Below are 15,905 nucleotides of genomic sequence, written 5' to 3' on the forward strand. Positions count from 1 at the left end.
ACTCGGATCAAGTCCGAGGACAGGAATGAGGGAGCAGAGAGCGTATAGCAAGAACCGCTAAGCTACGTTTGCCGCTCCCCCGGGACGGCGACATTACGCGTCCCGCCACGAAGGGAATATCGCAGCCTGGCCCAACCGCTTGCCGGTTTCATCGATGAGCTGCCAGACTGTCACATCCTCGATCCAGAAACGGCGCCCCGATTTCGCGATCCTGAGACCGCGCGCATTGTCGACAAAACCATCGTGCGTGACGGCGTCCAGCAGCCGCTGGCGCTCGGCGCGATCAGGCTGCTCGGCCGAAAGCCGCGACGGCAGCGCAGTAAATTCATCCCAGCTATATTCGAAGCAGTTCTGCGCGGTGCGGTTGGCGTAGATGAAGCGCGGGTCGGGCGCGGTGTTGTGAGCGAGGACCACGAAGGATGCATCGTTGTAGAGCCAGTCCGGCCCTTGCCCGTCCTGGACAAGTCGACGGCCGGTGATGCGCCGGTAGCTTTCGGTGAGGAGGGAGAAGAAATCGGCATCGCTCCTCAGATCGAGGGCGTGATTGTCATAGGCAAAAGTCACGAAGTGCCTCGTTGGTCGAATGCTTGGATGCAGGTGACATAATCGATATTCTTTGCATCGGTCTACAACGCTCGCCGCTCGGGAAGTAATATGGTCGATTTCAAGCGCGGCGGATATCGGTGGCAGGGCGTCGAACTGCTGGCGTTCAGCCGGCGCGTCCCGACGAATGCGGTCGCGATTATGCGAGGAACCGGCGTTTACCTTGTCTCATCACTTCTGATTGTGCCGCTTGCCAGAAGATCGCCCCTTGTGCATTGATCGGTATCAACATTCTCTGCGAAGCTATTGTTCTTCTGACCGTAATCGGCGTCGGCGGTCGCCGATGAGGTCGGGCTTCACGGGCAGGTGATTTCATCATCCGGCTATACAGAGCTGCCAAGCTATGCTGCGAATGACGACAGGAGAAATACAGGTGCTCGAGGGCTGGGTAAGAATGCGCAAATCCGTCTCGTTGATATCGCTGCTGCTGGCGTTCGTCGCCATGGCCGGAGAGGGGCATGCAGCAATTTCCTACCAACGTGTGGACGGCGCCCCGGGACGTGGTCTGGTGATAAAGGGCGTGTTTGAATTCTCCGACGATCCGACGCAGCTTGTCGACGAATACACGCAGTACCAAGCTGACTATATCAGCTTTGACTCGCCCGGCGGAAACGTGGTCACCGCGATCATGTTCGGCCGCGCCATCCGCGCACTGAATGCAAGAACGCTCCAGATCAGAGCCATGGAATGTGCATCGGCTTGCGCCTTCGCCTTCGTCGGTGGCGTCGAAAGGTTCGCCGAGCCGGGCTCGATCGGCGTGCATCGGATTTCCCTATCCGACGATGTCCCCATGGACAATAAATTGGCAGTCTCGACCGTTCAACTAATGACCGGCGAGATCATCGGCTATCTCACCGACATGGGGGTAAGCCCCAATCTGCTGCAGCTCAGCCTGTCGATCGACAGCACTGATATACGGTATCTTACCGCTGCGGAAATGCGAGACTGGAACATCAACACGCTCGAGGATATGCCCTCGGCACAGGAAAGCACGCCGCCCCCGCCCGGCGCCGCACCGCAGGAGAGCGCAACACCCGCCGACATGCCGTCAGACCCCGGCGCTTCCGAGGGGGTGGCCGCCTCCGAACCCGGCGACCTGACCACGGAGGCGGTTGATTTCGTCAACCGATACAATGACGAATGGTCAAAAGACAGTGCCTCGGCGTTGGCTTTTATGAAGGGCGTCTATGCGGACGAGGTCTCCTTCTTCGGAAACTCGGTCGACAAAGACGCTGTCCTGAAGGAAAAGGCCGCCTTCGCCCAACGCTGGCCGGAGCGCATCTACAGCGTCAAGCCGGGCTCCGTAACTGCCAGCTGTGCCGGAAAATGCGAAATGTCGGGAATTGTCGAGTGGTTTGCCGGAAACAGGGACACGGGTAAGACGTCCGCCGGGATGGCGGAATTCGCTTTCGTGTGGAACACGGCCTCTCTGCAGATCGAGTCCGAGACCGGAAAGGTGCTCGCCACGGACAAGGGGACCAAGGCACCGGATCGGTTGATCCATCAGTGGACAGGACTGGACGACATCTGCCGCACGAGTGTCGATCGCGACGGGCCCGAGACGCTACGGGCATGCAAACGGCGCGACGAACTCGGTCCGCTGCTCAATCGCGCGGACTGGTGTTATGGCCATAAGGACGAAGCCGGAATAAACTGGGAGTGGCACAAATGCGATGCCAACTCCCGCCGATATACGAGTCAGTAGCGCGCAGGCCCAAAGACGAGCGACCGTTGGTTTGCCCGGAGGAAGAAATGTTGGGAAACTCACATTCCTGAGTGAGGGTGAGCATGTCAGAAGAGCATGCCCCATCGAATGCCATCCTGCCGGGATCCGACGAACCCGACAAGCCGGCCGAGCGCTACCAACTCGGCCTCTGCCTTTCGGGCGGCGGCTATCGGGCCATGCTTTTCCATGCGGGATCGCTTGCGAGGCTCAACGAGGCCGGTCTTCTGGCGAAACTCGATATGCTCTCGTCGGTCTCGGGCGGATCTATCGCGTCCGGCCTGCTGGCCTATGTGTGGCCCCGGCTGGTCTTCGAGAACGGGGTCGCCGTCAACTTCAAGACTGAATACCTCAATCGCATTCTGGCCTTCAGTCAGGTGTTCGCGGATGGGCCGTGCTTCCTGAAGGGCGTGTTCAAGCCCTTCTCGAGCGCGGCGGAGGAAGCCGCTAAACTCTACGAGCGGCATCTCTTCGACGGAAAATCACCAAGCCTGAGCGATCTTCCGAGATCGCCCTGGTTCGTATTTTGCTCCAGCAATCTCAGCACCGGTTCACTCTTCCGGATGTCCAACCGCTATCTCGCGGATTACAGGATCGGGGTGTCGTTTCATCCGACACTTTCGCTCGCGACCGCGGTTGCCGCTTCGGCGGCATTCCCGCCGGTGCTGTCGCCGCTGCGATTGGACCTGTCGCAGTTTTCCTGGAAAAGGGAAAAGCTCGACGACAGTGTTGGCGAACCGGTTGCTCCGGGCAGGGCAATATTGAGCGACGGCGGCATCTATGACAATCACGGCATCGAGCCGGCGCTGAAACGCTGCGATTGCTTGTTTGTCAGCGATGCCGGAGCGCCTTGGCGATCCTCGACCCACGGATACTGGAACTATCTCTCCCAGCTCAAGCGCGTTCTCGATACCACCGACAATCAGGTGCGGTCGTTGAGGCGCCGAGACCTGATCGGTGGCTTCAAGGCCGCAAAACAGGCTGATAGGCTTGGCCTCGACGATCTCGCGAAATCGGCTCTGCGCGCGAGAACGCGCGGCGTCTATTGGTCGATCGACAGCAAGGACGTCGAGCTCAAGCCCTACGCGTCCTACACGCTGCCGCCGTCGTCGGTCGTTCCCTCGGAGGTCGGCACCTATCTCCATTTTCTGGGCGCGAAGGAGACGGAGTATCTGGCGAACTGGGGGCACTACGTGTGCGACGCGATGCTCAACCGGTTCTATCAATCGCCCTTGGCTCCATCGTCCGGCCCGCCATTGGTTGCCGGAACCGTGAAGCCGGCTTGGGCGGCGAGGGCCAGCAAGCGCCTGTTCGACCTTCTTCCCTTTTAAACGAAAGCCGGGGGCCGGTTAAAGCGGGGCCAGCGGGATCCGTTGAGATTGCACCAGCAGTCGAAAATCCTACATTAAGCCTGAGGAAGAACGAACGTATCGACCGGTACGATGATCGGTTGTTTCTGGCTCCCTTCGGCCGCGAAGCTGAAGGGCCCCCAAAGTTCCAACTTCAATATTGTTTATGAAAGTATGAGAGGCCCGGTTGCCCGGACCTCCCACGATATTTTTAGAACCGAAGAGTGTAGGCAGTCGCTGATTTTGACGCACAGGGTCTCGGAATTTCAATAACTTCGATATCGTCACAGCCAATTGATTTCGACGCAACAGCCAGATGAATTTGACGGCTCTGGCAAACCGGAATTCTTGCCGGTCTGTGCTGAACCGGATAGTCCTCGCCTTTCAATTTTGAGAGGTTCTTTTCCGTGATTTTGAGACAGCCACTTCCCCAAGGCGTCGCTTTGAATTTCAGCAATAGCTACTATTTCGGCGAGGAGCCTGCGATCGAGAGGAACAACCTTACGGCGGTGAGCGGAGCGACGTTGTCGAATGGCGTCGATGTTCGATGCACACCTGACGGATTGCTTGTGTTCGATTGCACAAACAGTGACCTAGGCAGCGTTGAGCGGTTGGTTTTCCAAGGGCAGGGTGCTGTTCCAGACGAAGTGACGGCCAGCAACGACCACGTCTTTGATATCCAGCGGCGGCGGATGACGTTCGCTGTGTATGTCGCAGCTTGCATCTACGGGACACACGGACGAAACAGCCATTCGGCTCTTTCAGGTATGAGATATCCAAGTCTGGGAGACATGGCGTGGATAACCATCGCGGATGGCAAGTTCATATCCAGACCTGAAGACATTGACCGTCTGCGGACGCCGGGGGGCGGAGATGCTTTGCGAAAGATGCCAATTCCACTAGCAACGGTAGCTCAAGGTCTCGAACTGGCTGATCGGCTACTTGCGCACGATTTCAACAACGCGGATCCGATACAGCTCCTCGCTATGGCCTATCAAGCAGTCGTTCTGCACGCTGCGCAGCATGCTTCCGCGAGCCTGGCATTGTCGGCGGTGGTCGTCGAAGCAGCTAGCCAAGGGACGATATGGGCGAGTGGAATCGTGAATAACACCACCAAAACTCTCGGCGCCGTTTTCCCGACGCAATTTCTAGGATCAAAATCTAGGAATGAAGTTAGAAGCATGACCCAGCAGACCATGGCCTCGGCGCTGCGTGATTGCGGCGTTTTCAGCGGCTATCTTTACGAGCGGATGGAAAATTTGAGGAACGCTCGTAATAAGCTGATGCACAAAGGGAATGATGCGACGCAGCGACAGTCAGGAGAGGCCTTGACCGCGATGCGCGACGTCCTACAGATCCTCTTTTCGGAACCTGGATTTGAGCTGAACGCGGGTTTCACAATGCGGTTTTGAGCGCGCGATGGAGGGGGCGACCGCTCGATCTTAGTTCCTTCAGATCGGTAAGTAGATCCGTTCCACGATGCACTGATCGACCTTGTCTTCAGGAAACGCCAAAGGGATGCCACGGTCCTGCCTGCGTCGACCCAGACCACGCGTACTGCAGCGTGTCTGTTGAGCGATCAGTGCGAACGTGACGTACTTTGAACTGAAATCTTCGAAGTCACTCTCGGCCACTATCCAGACCGGTGCGCGACTTTGATGGAGATGGATCCTTTCGGCGCGAAGGTAGCCCTCGCTCACGAGGTAGGTGAATGCCTTGGACGTCAGCAGCATCCGCTTGCGAACCTCGGCACGATCAAGAGCCGAGCCGGGCGCCTTCCAATACAGACTTTCAATTTCCGCTGGGTCAAATCGAAGGCCGGCGATCCCTTCGTCTTCCGCGCGTCCGCAACGCTTAAAACGTCCTTCGATCACAGCTTCTAGGATGCCTACATAACTGGTATTCGCAAGCTTCACCGCCTTGGAGATCGGCACCAAGGCCTTCGAACATGGCGTGATCGTATTTTTCATGATGCAGTCACGAAGTCTGAGCACCGCGGTCTTCGAATAGCGGTTCTGAAGCCGATAGCTTCTTTCACTGCCTCCGTCACGCTTCACGACCGGTTCGATCAGTCCTCCTTTGAGCAGGTACCAAGCGTGCATGCGATTGATGCCGAGGATAGCGGCGACCTCTTCCAAATCGATCATGTCCCGAAGCTTCCCGAGCGCGTTTTCAACGACCGCGACGGGAATGGTTTGTTCGCCGTCCTTCTGACGAACCGAGTCCAGATGGCCCATTTCGACTAGCAGGCGGCGCAGCGTCTGGTCGCTTGAGCCAGTCGCATCGACCAACGCGGAGACGGTCGTCCATTCGCTGTCCGTCACTTTTCCGAAGAACTCGGAGCCATTGATTACTCGCACTGTTTTGAGCGTGTGCGAGCGAATGCGTTCTCTTAACACGCCGTATTCTGGTTCCTTGAAATTGATCAGAAGGGCGGAGTACAGTTTCCCGTAGAGGGCCTGTCCACCAGCATAAGAAGCCCGACCATTTGATCGGATGTAATCCAGCAGTTCGGTGAAGCCGTGGCTCCCACGGACGATGAAGTCGAAAGCAGTGTTTCGCGCCTCGACCATAGCTTCGTTTGACAAACCAGCGAATGCCGTATCTCGTCCGTAGACGTAGGCAGTGCCGAGTAGTTCGCAGGCGGTGATGCCGACCGCCGGTGTGACGGTATCCAGGAAGTCCCCGTGGTTTCGCCGTCCTTCGAGCCGATCGCAGACGAAACGTTCGAACGCTGTCATCTGTCTTGGTACGCTCTCCAGAATCAATTCAGGCATCGACTCCGCGACGACCTCTAGCTGACTGATCAGGTCATATGGATGACGCTGGAGGCCAACGTGTTCGGCCTCAACGATTTGTGTCAGGTGGACTGGACAGGTCTGCACCGAAAGAAACATCCAATGCGGCCGAAGGCGTCGCCGGGCACCGGGCATAAGACCTTCATCCTGATCGTCTGAAAGGATGCAATGCGGGCAGAAACGCAACCGGCGTGGCCCGACGACCATTCTCTTCCCGAAAGTCGCCCCCGCGACGGTCACGCTCGCGTTATCGTTGGTGATGACGGCGCGGGCGAAAAGTTCGTCTTCGGAACGTCCAACTTGTCCGGCGACTCTTGCAATTTCATCCCGATCGCCCCTGAGGAAGGCCGCCCGATCGATGCCGAGATACCGGAAGAGGACCCGCGAGTTCGGCGCGGAATTAGCCCGCGCGAGGCGTGCGAACCAACTTGTAAGAGGCTCGTGCTCGAAGAGCGGGACGTCGAAAAGAGCGCTCACCCTTTCTTTCTCCGACGCTTAGGAGCCGAAGCCGGATCGACCAGGTAGCCCTTGTCATCCACCTCGCGCTGGATCTTCTGCCAGTCCGCTGACTTGAATACGTTCTGTTCGTCAGGGCAATCCCTGGCGAGGCGTGCGTACCCCTGCGCAAAATGGTTTGGAAGCAGGACGCCGCCGGCCTTGTCGTCCCAGATGCACTTTTCCAGCGAATTCTTGATAATTTGCACGGTCATGCCGAACCGCCAAATTCCGCCGTGCATGAGCCGCTGCACAAATTCGTGAATCAAAGGAAAGCCGATCCTGATGTCGCTTGCGTCAGCAAGCTTCTGCACCGTCTCGACCACTTTCCCGACTGTGGTCTCGTCGTTGGGCATGTCCTTTACGCGGATGATCGGTACGCGCCGATCCAACTGCTTGTGCTCGTCGCGATCCAAGATACCCTCGATCTCCGGAACACCCGACACGATGACCCAAATCGGATATGACGGGGTCTGCATCAAGTTTTTGATCGAGTTGCTCAGATGAGTGTACGCGTGGCTGGTCGGGGCCTCCAGCACATGCTGAAATTCATCAAGCACGATCACACGCGTGCCCATCTTCCTCATTCGATCGAGGAGGATATCGTTCCAGACGACGTCTTCGTTGGTCTCGCCGTGAACGGGCAAGCCGCTCTGAGCGGCGAGGCGCGCTCCCAGCTTCTTCCAGGTACAGCTCGGCGGCGTGACTGCACGAAGGCTCAACGACATCCTATTGTAAAGGCCATCGAAACTGGCGAATGACGGATGGTTGTCCAGAAGATGGTCCAACGCCTTCGACTTTCCGGCGCCGCTCTTACCCAAAATTGTAAGTGCGTACCCGCTCGTTGCGTTCCCCGACATGATATGGGCCAACATGATCTCGATCTCTTTCGCGAGTTCGTCGTCCACTGTCGTGGGAACATGAATGTCCTGGATTTTTTTGATTATTGCCGCACGATCGACCGTCTTGCGCGACGCCGTTCGGAGCAGGTGCTCCATCATGCTCGTAGCGGGCTGCTCAATCACGATTCGTCCTCTTCAGACTCACCAACATTGGCCGAGTCGGTATTGTAGCTTTCCATGATCTGCGCCCATGTGAGCACGCCGTCCGTTTCAGGGGGCTCTTCGACACTGGCGTCGACGTCGTGGCCGACGCTGGCGGGTAGTGGCGCAAACGGATCGGTCCCGTCGGTACTTCCGCTAGGACTATAGGTGCCGTCCCCGTAGTCGGTCGCCGCCTCGTCGACGATCGTGAATCCGGCTACGACCATTTTAGACCAATGATACATCATTTCCGGGGTTGCGATTGGCGAAGCGATGCCCGCAGCCGCCTTGCTGGCGTTGGCGAACACTCTCGCGTCGGCAAGGTTTTTTGCCGCGACCTTGGCGGCGACCTTGGCGTCCCGCCCGAATTGCGACTGCAGGTATTTCATCTGATCCAGCCAGTGCATCACCCTGACGCCCTTCAGACCATCCATCGCACACTCCACCTCGAACCAATCGCCGGCCGGTTTTTTGGAAAAGGGGTCCTTGACATGGATTTTGGAGAGGTCGATCTCGTTGACGCGGACAGACAGTTCGAGATCGTGGCGACGCAGACGTAGAGCCTGGAGCCTCCGATTCGAATAAGGAAGACCCAAAATTTGGATGCCGTAGTTCCCCAGCTTGTACTTGGCGACGATGCTGAAAGCCTCGGCATATTTCTCTTCGCTCGGAACCGGCTTCACACCGCCCTTGCCATTCTGGCTGAAGAAGCGCCACGCCTGGAGCGGGGTCATTCCCTGAAGGCCGCGATGCTTCGTATTGTGGTAGCAATCAACGATCAACATCACGATCAGATCGGCAAGCTGGTCGTCCGTGATGTGCCTGTGCTTCTTGGCATCGTATTTATCCCGAAGCAGGACGTTGCTGAACGTCTGGCCGGAGAGAAGATGGATGTAGCGCTGGTTGATCGTCCGGAAAAAGCGCTCCACTCTACCTCGCAGGTGCGGATGCTTTGACGGAGGGATTGTCACGTTCCCGGTATATGACATTACCGCCTGTTGGAATTCATTCGATGTGTAGCTCGTCCCCGCGTCGACGTGAACGCTCTCCGCGGTTCCTTGCTGCACCCACGAGGTCGTCGTTCCGTAGAGCTGGGTCTCGAACTCCTTCGAACGGGCGACCATCGCAAGTGTAGCGACGGCCGACGCTCCGTCTGGCCCGCCCCATAGAAGTTTCATGCCGCAAACCGATCGGGAGCAAGCATCGAGAGCAACGGAGAGCCACACTCTGCCGTCGTTCTTTTCGCCGATCTTCTCTTCGATGCGGCGCTGCACCTCCGGATGGAGATAGTCCCAGATTCCATTCCTCACGAGCAGTCGGATGACGTCGAGCTTGTGTTCGTCCATTTCGACGACTTCCAGCGGTCGCTGTGGCTGGTATCCGCGACGGGACATGCCGAATTTCCGGATCACCCTCATGGGATCGCCGGCACGGGCCACCTCATTGCTGAAATTTCCTAGGTCGTCGATGATCCGTTGAAACGTTCTAAGTGACGGGACATCGAACCGGGGCATTTCACTTGCCTCGCGTGCATCGTTAGCCTCCGACATTTGTACATAGCAGTCGAGCTTGGTCGGCCTGTCCTTGCTTTGAAACTTCTGAGCATATTCGGCGTGGAAACGCAGCTCGTCGGTGGTGAAGCGCGACTCCTGGCCGACCCGGCCCCGATGACGGGGAGCGAGAGATGTCGGCTCAAGTTCGTTGTCCTCGAAACGCTCGACGAGCCTTCCGAATTGCCGAGGACCGGGAATGACGGCGCGCTTGCCGGTCTTCGGAGGAATGAGAAACTCGTTCTCCGCCTTGAACGCCGCGATGAATTTCGCGTAGCCGGCGTCGGATCGCGGGTAGTATTCTCCGGTCTCGTATCGGTCGAGCTCGAGTTCGAGGAATTCGGCTACCATCCGCACCCGGAAGATCGTCGCCGCCGACATGTCGAAGATCTTGATCCCCTTACGTCTGGCGATCGCATTCTTGGCGCTGAAGTATCCTTCTTCCCATTCGATCTGCTTGTGACGGAAGAGCTCGGAGATATCTGAATATTCGAGTGCCTCCGTCCTCGGCGGGTCCTTCCCGTCGCAGGTTTCGATGAGGACGCCATCTTCCCACTCTGAACCGTCGTTGCCGGTCTTCTTGGATTTCAGGCACCAGTCACGGGCTTGGTACCGAATGAGGTCGTCCTGGGTAAACGTGTATCTGGTGTAGTCGAGCACGGACGCGGTCACTGGCATCGGTTCAATCCTTCGAAATCGCACCGATCCACGATCCCTCCGACATGATGACGTTCTCGGGGGTCGGGTGGTCGAAAATGGCAAGTTGCCTGTCGATCAGGTCCCAAACGGCAGTCCAGATGTTCGCCATAGGGAGATCGGGCAGGAGTTGGGCGAGATGCCAGACCTTAGCGCGTCCGCCGTGCTCCAGCAGTGCATCATGCACGCGCGACGTCTCGGAGTTGTTCCGGACCTCGCGGGTGTGGAGAATGTTCTCGGCCGCGTTAACACGACCTTTCGTGATGTCCCTGTTGGTGACGAGAACGAACCGATCACCACTGTTTTTGGGAAGTTGGTTATTGAGGAGTTTAACCAAACCTGCAGTGGCGCGAGCGGTGCTGCCCTCCGCCTTGACGACGAAATACGTAATCGCGCCACCCACCGCGGTTCGCCGGACGTCGACGATGTGAAGGATAGTCTTGCCCTCGACGATCACGCTATAAGGTCCGTCTTGCCCCTTGATCGCGAGCGTGTCGTGACGGGCGAGCAGGATCTTCACGAGACCCGCTTCTAGGTTGCTCTCCAGACGATGGTAGGTGTTCGTGGAGCGATCAAGGATCACAACACGACACGACGCGATAGTCTTGACGAACTCCTCTTCCTCGACCTCATCGCCGAGCGTCCCCTTGAACGGGATCTCGCGGTCAAACTCGCCGCGCTGAGGCGGCGTTCCAGTCCGCACACCCAGTTCTTCGTTATATTTCGAAGCCTCCTACCTTTCTCGTGACGGTCGAATTCGCGAAGTTGGTCTCGTTTGCGATGGGACGTTCGAGGATGTCGAAGCCCTGGTGACGTGAGTGCATCATATCGATGAGTGCGGCGAGCATGGTCGTGGATCCTATCCTGGCGTACCTTTAGGGAAGACATGCCGGAGACGAACGCCGGCGTGCCTCGTGATGGTCTGGCGCCGTCAGGCGGCGTCGCTCAGCAGGGCGATGTCATGCCCTTCAGCCTCCGCCAGGCGGTACTGAAACGAGGCGATGCGGTTGCTGAAGGTGCGCAACGAGCACGGTCGCAGCTCGTGTCCGGCCGGTCTCCAGTCGTTGAGGTCCTCGATCTCGGACTGCATGGCGGAATAGGCGGCAAACATGCCGAGCGCCCCTTCGACGTGCATCATCGCGTGCTTCTTCTGAAGCGCGACGTTGGTCGCGGAGAAGCAATGCTTGTCGGCCTCGAGGTCGAGGGCTTCGACGATCTCCTCCACGTCGACGACGCCGTACTCCTCGTCGAGTTCGGAAAGATAGGTGCGGGGCAGGATGGACTCGATCAGGTCGCGCATGACTACGTACTCCTTGTGCTGCGACAAACTCTCGGTTCGGCAGGACGACGGCGCAGCCGGCTCGGCGCTCGAAAGAGCGCGCGAGTCCTAGGCCTGCGATGCAGTCCTGGTAGGCACGACGGGGAAATTGGCCGCGCTACGGCCGCTCGGACGTCAGCCTATCGGCTTCGCGACGCGTGCGAGCAGGGCGGTGGCGGCGATGGCGGTCATAGGACCGCGGGAGAACAGCTCAATCACAGGCAACCTCCGGAAGGAGCCGCCGGGCCTCATGGCACGCGACGGACAGGATGAACGAGACGACGACGAATGTCGCGTCAGGCTATCTGCGGAAATTCCGCGTTGTTCCGGGAAACGTTGCGAGCGAATGCCGAGAAGGCTGTATTCTCGTAACCAGACATTTCGAACCCTCATTCCAAAAATCGGTGGGAAGAACTTCGGGACGGCCGAGCCCTCATCGCGGGCACGGCGCAGCTCTGTCGACGCCTACGGGGCCAAGCGGGCAGGGGGCCCGGCTATTATCGACATGACTGCAGTCATGGCATGCTCCTCAAGGCCGGTCCGCCGACATGACGGACCTTACGGCCGGGCTGCACCATAATTCGACAATACACGCAATGCAAGAGTATTTTCCGATGGCATGCGGGCGTGCGTCTTTTGATCAATTTTCAATCGCGACGCCCTTTCAGTATGTTACGACGTCATACGCTTAACAAACTGTCAACTCTCTCGAATCCTGTCCCGATTTGGGACTGGAGACGCGCACGCAAGGATTCAACTAAAGCGCGCAAGGATTCGCATTTATAGGGACAAGTCAGAGACCACATCGGAATAGGTGTCCGCCGCTTCGCCGCAGGGCGGTTCCACGGCTTCGACATGCCATGGCGACTTGACGATCGTCTTCCAGATCGCGTTCTCGGTGAGCAGCTTGATCGCGGGTATCCCTTCCGCCGCCGGAAGCTGCATGAGGCCGAGCTGGTCGAGCGACTTTCCGAACGTTCTTACAATTTGCGACGCGGCCCAGTCGGGATCTTCGACGTGCCACGCGGCCAGGACGCCGTGGCGCACTCCGGGAGACCGGTGGTCAAGCATGGACACGACTTCGACGGAAGTACCGTGCACGGCGCCGACGAGCAGGCGGTCCGGCGTCTCGTGCGTCCAGAGGACGTGGCACCAGCCCTCGCGGACGTCGACCGGCCGCGGGTCCTCGGCGGAGGTCGTTTCGCGGAAGTACTGCAGCATGTCCGGCAGGGCGAGATCTTCCAGCAGGTCAAAAGTCCGCCCCGCCTCGCTTGACCGCGGATCGAGCTCCTTCAAGGTCCGAAGATGTTCGAAGATTTCGTGAGCGAGAGCCCGTGAAGGCTGACCAAGATGATTGCAGAGGGTGAACCAGTCACGTGAACTTTCCCCGGCGACGGATTTGAAGGCGCCCTCAAGAATGAGCGCTGAATACCGCCAGTCGCTGGGTTTTACTCCGGGCGTCCCGTCGATGAAGCCGAGCATGGTCTTCGCACTGCGACGCCGCTTCCCGAGTTCTGTCGCGAGCTGGGGATACACTCCCCACCCGTGGGTGTAGGGATAGTTGTTCGGCGCCATCATGAGCCTGATCGACATGGGAATCTCCTGGTGAGCGTACGCCCCACCGTCTCTTCACATGTCGCAAGGTACAACGCCTTTCGCCGTCCCCCGGTGACTAGGATCGGCGGTCGGGAACAGGCCAGCTCGACTGGATCACGTCGTCGTTTGCTGCCTCTCCGACATACCAGCCGACGGGCGGCTCCACATGCCAGACGTCCGCGCGAGGATCGTAGACGCCGGGGAGTGGGAAATGCTGATGGATCAGGCAGAAGTCGGCGGCGTTGAGGGTGGCGATTGGGAGCTGGTGGGCGATGGAGAGGGCCGCCAACATTGTGTCGCAGCCCAGGTTGACCCGGTCCTGTTTGATCGTCCTGCCATACCTGTCCTTCTTTTCCGGAGTGAAGAAGAAGTGCTTGAGAGGGGGGTGCGCGGCCATCGCCCCGAGCACACGGGCCGCGGCCACGTCCATTTCAGGCTGAACCATACGACTGGCGAGAAACTCCTCGAACCAGGCGAGCAGTTCGATCGCCTTCTTCGAATTGTGCCGCTGCACGTTGCGGATGCCATATTCAGTCTCATAGATGGTGATCCACGAGACGGCGAGCGATCCGCGAGGCAGTTCCGCCAGCCATTCCCAAACCCAGTCCGGAGGCTCGGGAAGATAGGCCACGCTGATTATGTTGGTATCAACGAGAATCTGCCCCACCGGCTCGCCGCTTCCAATTGTTGGTCCCGTCTAAACGAAGGTATGCTAACTGCTTTGCGCCTGTTAAAATGTTACCGTTCGAATCTTTGTTGGCGGTGGAATGGAATGAACCCGGTCTGGACGGCCAAGGACCTCGAGAGAAATCTTGCGCGGGTGCTGGAACAGGCAAGAACCGTTGGTCCGCAACGGATTCGCGACGAGACGGGTATTTATGTGCTCAAGATCGAAGATGACTTCAGTAAGCCGGATGCCGCCGATTCTCTGTTGAAGTTGCGTCCCAAGGGCTAGATTTCGGCGCCCCCACGGCAAGGATTCGTTAACTACGTTCCAAGCTTGAGGCCACGTTACCAGAAGTGCCGACAAATTTGTCAGCAGGCGCTACGGCGCCAAGCGGTGATTGGGTGCCTTCGAGATCGGCAGCTTAAAATTTACTGACAGACAGGTCGACTGCCCGATCCCGCCGAAATCCCCGCGGTCTTGCGATCGGCTTCGAGCCATCGCAACTGGTTGTTATCACGCCTCGTCCAACAGCATCTCCGCGGTGATCTTATCCGTCACCAGGATGTTCACGTATCCGCCACGCAGCGCGGCTCGGATCGCAGGAACCCCGTCTTTTCCAATAGCTGCGGCGAACGGCTACGCGACCAAGTTAGGACCGTCGTCGATACGGTCGGCGCAGGCGAGACGTTCGATGCCGGCGTGCTTGGCGTCACTCGAGAGGCAGTGCCTGCTCAGGGCACGAGTTCTGCCGGGAAGGGGGCCTCACGATTTCGCTTTCTCGCCAACGTTTGCTTAAGTTGTTCTCTCGCCACATGGCGGCAGAGTGGATCGTGCCGGAAATCTTCGACAAGATGTCGAACAGGCGCGTTCAAAATTGACGAACTGGTATGACGATCTGAGGAGATCAAAGCTCTTCCGCCGGCTCGCCCACCTTCAAAGTAGCAAAAGTCTTTTCACGATCGGACCGAGCTGGGAATACGGCAGGTACGATGCGCCGACCACTAACATCGGCAGCAGTGCCGGCACCAGAACAGGCAGGACGTTACCCTTGTTGATCAGCATCGCGGACGTCTTCATTGATGCGAGGTAGACCGGTTTCACATCGCGGAATTCCGCCACCTCTGGCTCTCTTTCATCACCGACGACATTATCTCCGAGCGTCGCACGTTCGCTCCATCGCTCGAAATCCGTCACCTTCGAGAGAGACAGCAGGATCGTCTTCCTTTTCAGACGGGAGACTTGCATGGCGACGCCGACGAGTGGAACAGCATAGTAGATCACGACCACCACCAGCCACGCCCCGCAGACGGCGGTGAACAGACCGGGTGTCACGGTCTCGCGCTGCATCACATGGCCGACGCCGGCCGCGAAGACGGAACTCACCGCAAGCGTGAAGAGGCCATAGCCGGCTTGGTAATAGCTGAGGAAGCCGAGGCCGCCATGGCCGTCGGGATGCGTGACCACGAGACGGAGATGGCACCTTGCGACGCTCGACAGGAATAGGCACCAGATCACATGCTTCCATACGAGACGCGTCAGCAGGAACCAGTAGACGGTGTTGCCGACTGCCAGGCACCAGAAGCCTGTCATCGAAATGCTTCCGTCGTCGACCGCCCATGGGGGCGCGGATCCGCCAAGGAACGTGGACGCATTGAAGACCGTCGCGGCGAGCGCCAAACCTAAGCAGATGAGTTCCGGAAAGCCGGCAGTTGTTCGAGCGCCTGCATCACGCAGGGCCTTCCGGGTGTCTGGGATGGATTGCGACGACACGAGCGGAATCCTAAAGAGGATTGAAACGCACTCGTCGAGGGCGAAACCGATGGGCTTTTCCGCCAGCGTCAGCAGGACCGGCGCGATCAGGAACTTTGCCCACGCTCCCCAGTCGTGAAGGAAGAGGCCGGCCCCGTGTCCGCCGCTGGTCGCCAGCAGAAGCAGCACCGGGATTGTCCAGCATAGGCCTGCGAAGACGAATGCCCGCCATCCGCGCTTGCGTATGCCAAGCCGGGTCATCAGCTCGTAGAACGGCCCGCCATGCATGATCCGCAGGCGATCGTCGTCGCTGGCCAT

14 protein-coding genes and 1 pseudogene are annotated in these 15,905 nt (G+C 58.5%); 5 read left to right on the forward strand and 10 right to left on the reverse strand.

Annotation, left to right across the window (positions count from 1 at the left end; all coding sequences use genetic code 11):
* Positions 1–93 precede the first annotated feature (93 nt).
* Complete coding sequence (locus BS629_RS20745; RefSeq protein ID WP_018241707.1) at positions 94–564, reverse strand: MEKHLA domain-containing protein; 471 nt, start codon at positions 562–564, stop codon at positions 94–96.
* A gap of 90 nt (positions 565–654) precedes the next feature.
* On the opposite strand from BS629_RS20745, the gene BS629_RS39280 reads away from it, so the two are divergent.
* The 4 genes from BS629_RS39280 (at position 655) to BS629_RS20760 (ending at position 5,087) form a co-directional block, all read left to right on the forward strand.
* Positions 655–822, forward strand: coding sequence for a hypothetical protein (locus tag BS629_RS39280; protein ID WP_018241708.1), 168 nt, complete (start codon positions 655–657; stop codon positions 820–822).
* Positions 823–976: 154 nt separating this feature from the next.
* Positions 977–2,308, forward strand: coding sequence for a COG3904 family protein (locus tag BS629_RS20750; RefSeq protein ID WP_018241709.1), 1,332 nt, complete (start codon positions 977–979; stop codon positions 2,306–2,308).
* 83 nt (positions 2,309–2,391) lie between these two features.
* A complete protein-coding gene (locus BS629_RS20755; RefSeq protein WP_018241710.1) occupies positions 2,392–3,657 on the forward strand; it encodes a patatin-like phospholipase family protein in 1,266 nt (421 codons plus the stop codon).
* Between the two features lie 461 nt (positions 3,658–4,118).
* On the forward strand, positions 4,119–5,087 hold the full coding sequence (locus BS629_RS20760) for a hypothetical protein (protein ID WP_129557783.1): 969 nt from the start codon (positions 4,119–4,121) through the stop codon (positions 5,085–5,087).
* A gap of 39 nt (positions 5,088–5,126) precedes the next feature.
* On the opposite strand, the gene BS629_RS20765 is transcribed toward BS629_RS20760, so the two are convergent.
* The 7 genes from BS629_RS20765 to BS629_RS20795 all read right to left on the reverse strand — a co-directional run bounded on the left by BS629_RS20765 (position 5,127) and on the right by BS629_RS20795 (position 13,838).
* Positions 5,127–6,950 carry a TniQ family protein gene (locus BS629_RS20765; RefSeq protein WP_077988430.1) on the reverse strand — a complete coding sequence of 608 codons (1,824 nt, stop codon included), beginning with the start codon at positions 6,948–6,950 and terminating at the stop codon, positions 5,127–5,129.
* Positions 6,947–7,993, reverse strand: coding sequence for an ATP-binding protein (locus BS629_RS20770; protein WP_011651520.1), 1,047 nt, complete (start codon positions 7,991–7,993; stop codon positions 6,947–6,949). Before BS629_RS20770 ends, BS629_RS20765 begins: the two co-directional genes overlap by 4 nt.
* The gene (locus tag BS629_RS20775; RefSeq protein WP_011651521.1) at positions 7,990–10,239 is read right to left on the reverse strand and encodes a DDE-type integrase/transposase/recombinase; all 2,250 of its coding nucleotides are present in this window, start codon (positions 10,237–10,239) and stop codon (positions 7,990–7,992) included. The genes BS629_RS20770 and BS629_RS20775 overlap by 4 nt, the downstream gene beginning before the upstream one ends.
* Positions 10,240–10,243: 4 nt before the next feature.
* On the reverse strand, positions 10,244–10,960 hold the full coding sequence (locus tag BS629_RS20780; RefSeq protein WP_011651522.1) for a hypothetical protein: 717 nt from the start codon (positions 10,958–10,960) through the stop codon (positions 10,244–10,246).
* A gap of 228 nt (positions 10,961–11,188) precedes the next feature.
* On the reverse strand, positions 11,189–11,557 hold the full coding sequence (locus BS629_RS20785) for a hypothetical protein (RefSeq protein WP_077988431.1): 369 nt from the start codon (positions 11,555–11,557) through the stop codon (positions 11,189–11,191).
* A gap of 798 nt (positions 11,558–12,355) precedes the next feature.
* Positions 12,356–13,168, reverse strand: coding sequence for a hypothetical protein (locus tag BS629_RS20790; protein WP_011651525.1), 813 nt, complete (start codon positions 13,166–13,168; stop codon positions 12,356–12,358).
* Between the two features lie 79 nt (positions 13,169–13,247).
* Positions 13,248–13,838 carry a type II toxin-antitoxin system VapC family toxin gene (locus tag BS629_RS20795; RefSeq protein WP_011651526.1) on the reverse strand — a complete coding sequence of 197 codons (591 nt, stop codon included), beginning with the start codon at positions 13,836–13,838 and terminating at the stop codon, positions 13,248–13,250.
* 105 nt (positions 13,839–13,943) lie between these two features.
* On the opposite strand from BS629_RS20795, the gene BS629_RS20800 reads away from it, so the two are divergent.
* Positions 13,944–14,126 (forward strand): hypothetical protein, encoded by a 183-nt coding sequence (locus BS629_RS20800; protein WP_041936267.1) that lies wholly within the window; start codon positions 13,944–13,946, stop codon positions 14,124–14,126.
* Between the two features lie 237 nt (positions 14,127–14,363).
* Here the strand turns inward: BS629_RS20800 and BS629_RS40560 are convergent.
* Together BS629_RS40560 and BS629_RS20810 are read right to left on the reverse strand one after the other, a co-directional pair.
* Positions 14,364–14,468: pseudogene (locus tag BS629_RS40560) on the reverse strand (sugar-binding domain-containing protein); the annotation flags it as partial.
* Positions 14,469–14,771: 303 nt separating this feature from the next.
* A complete protein-coding gene (locus BS629_RS20810; RefSeq protein ID WP_077988432.1) occupies positions 14,772–15,905 on the reverse strand; it encodes a hypothetical protein in 1,134 nt (377 codons plus the stop codon).

It is taken from the genome of Rhizobium leguminosarum bv. viciae USDA 2370 (assembly GCF_002008365.1).
Lineage (GTDB): Bacteria > Pseudomonadota > Alphaproteobacteria > Rhizobiales > Rhizobiaceae > Rhizobium > Rhizobium leguminosarum.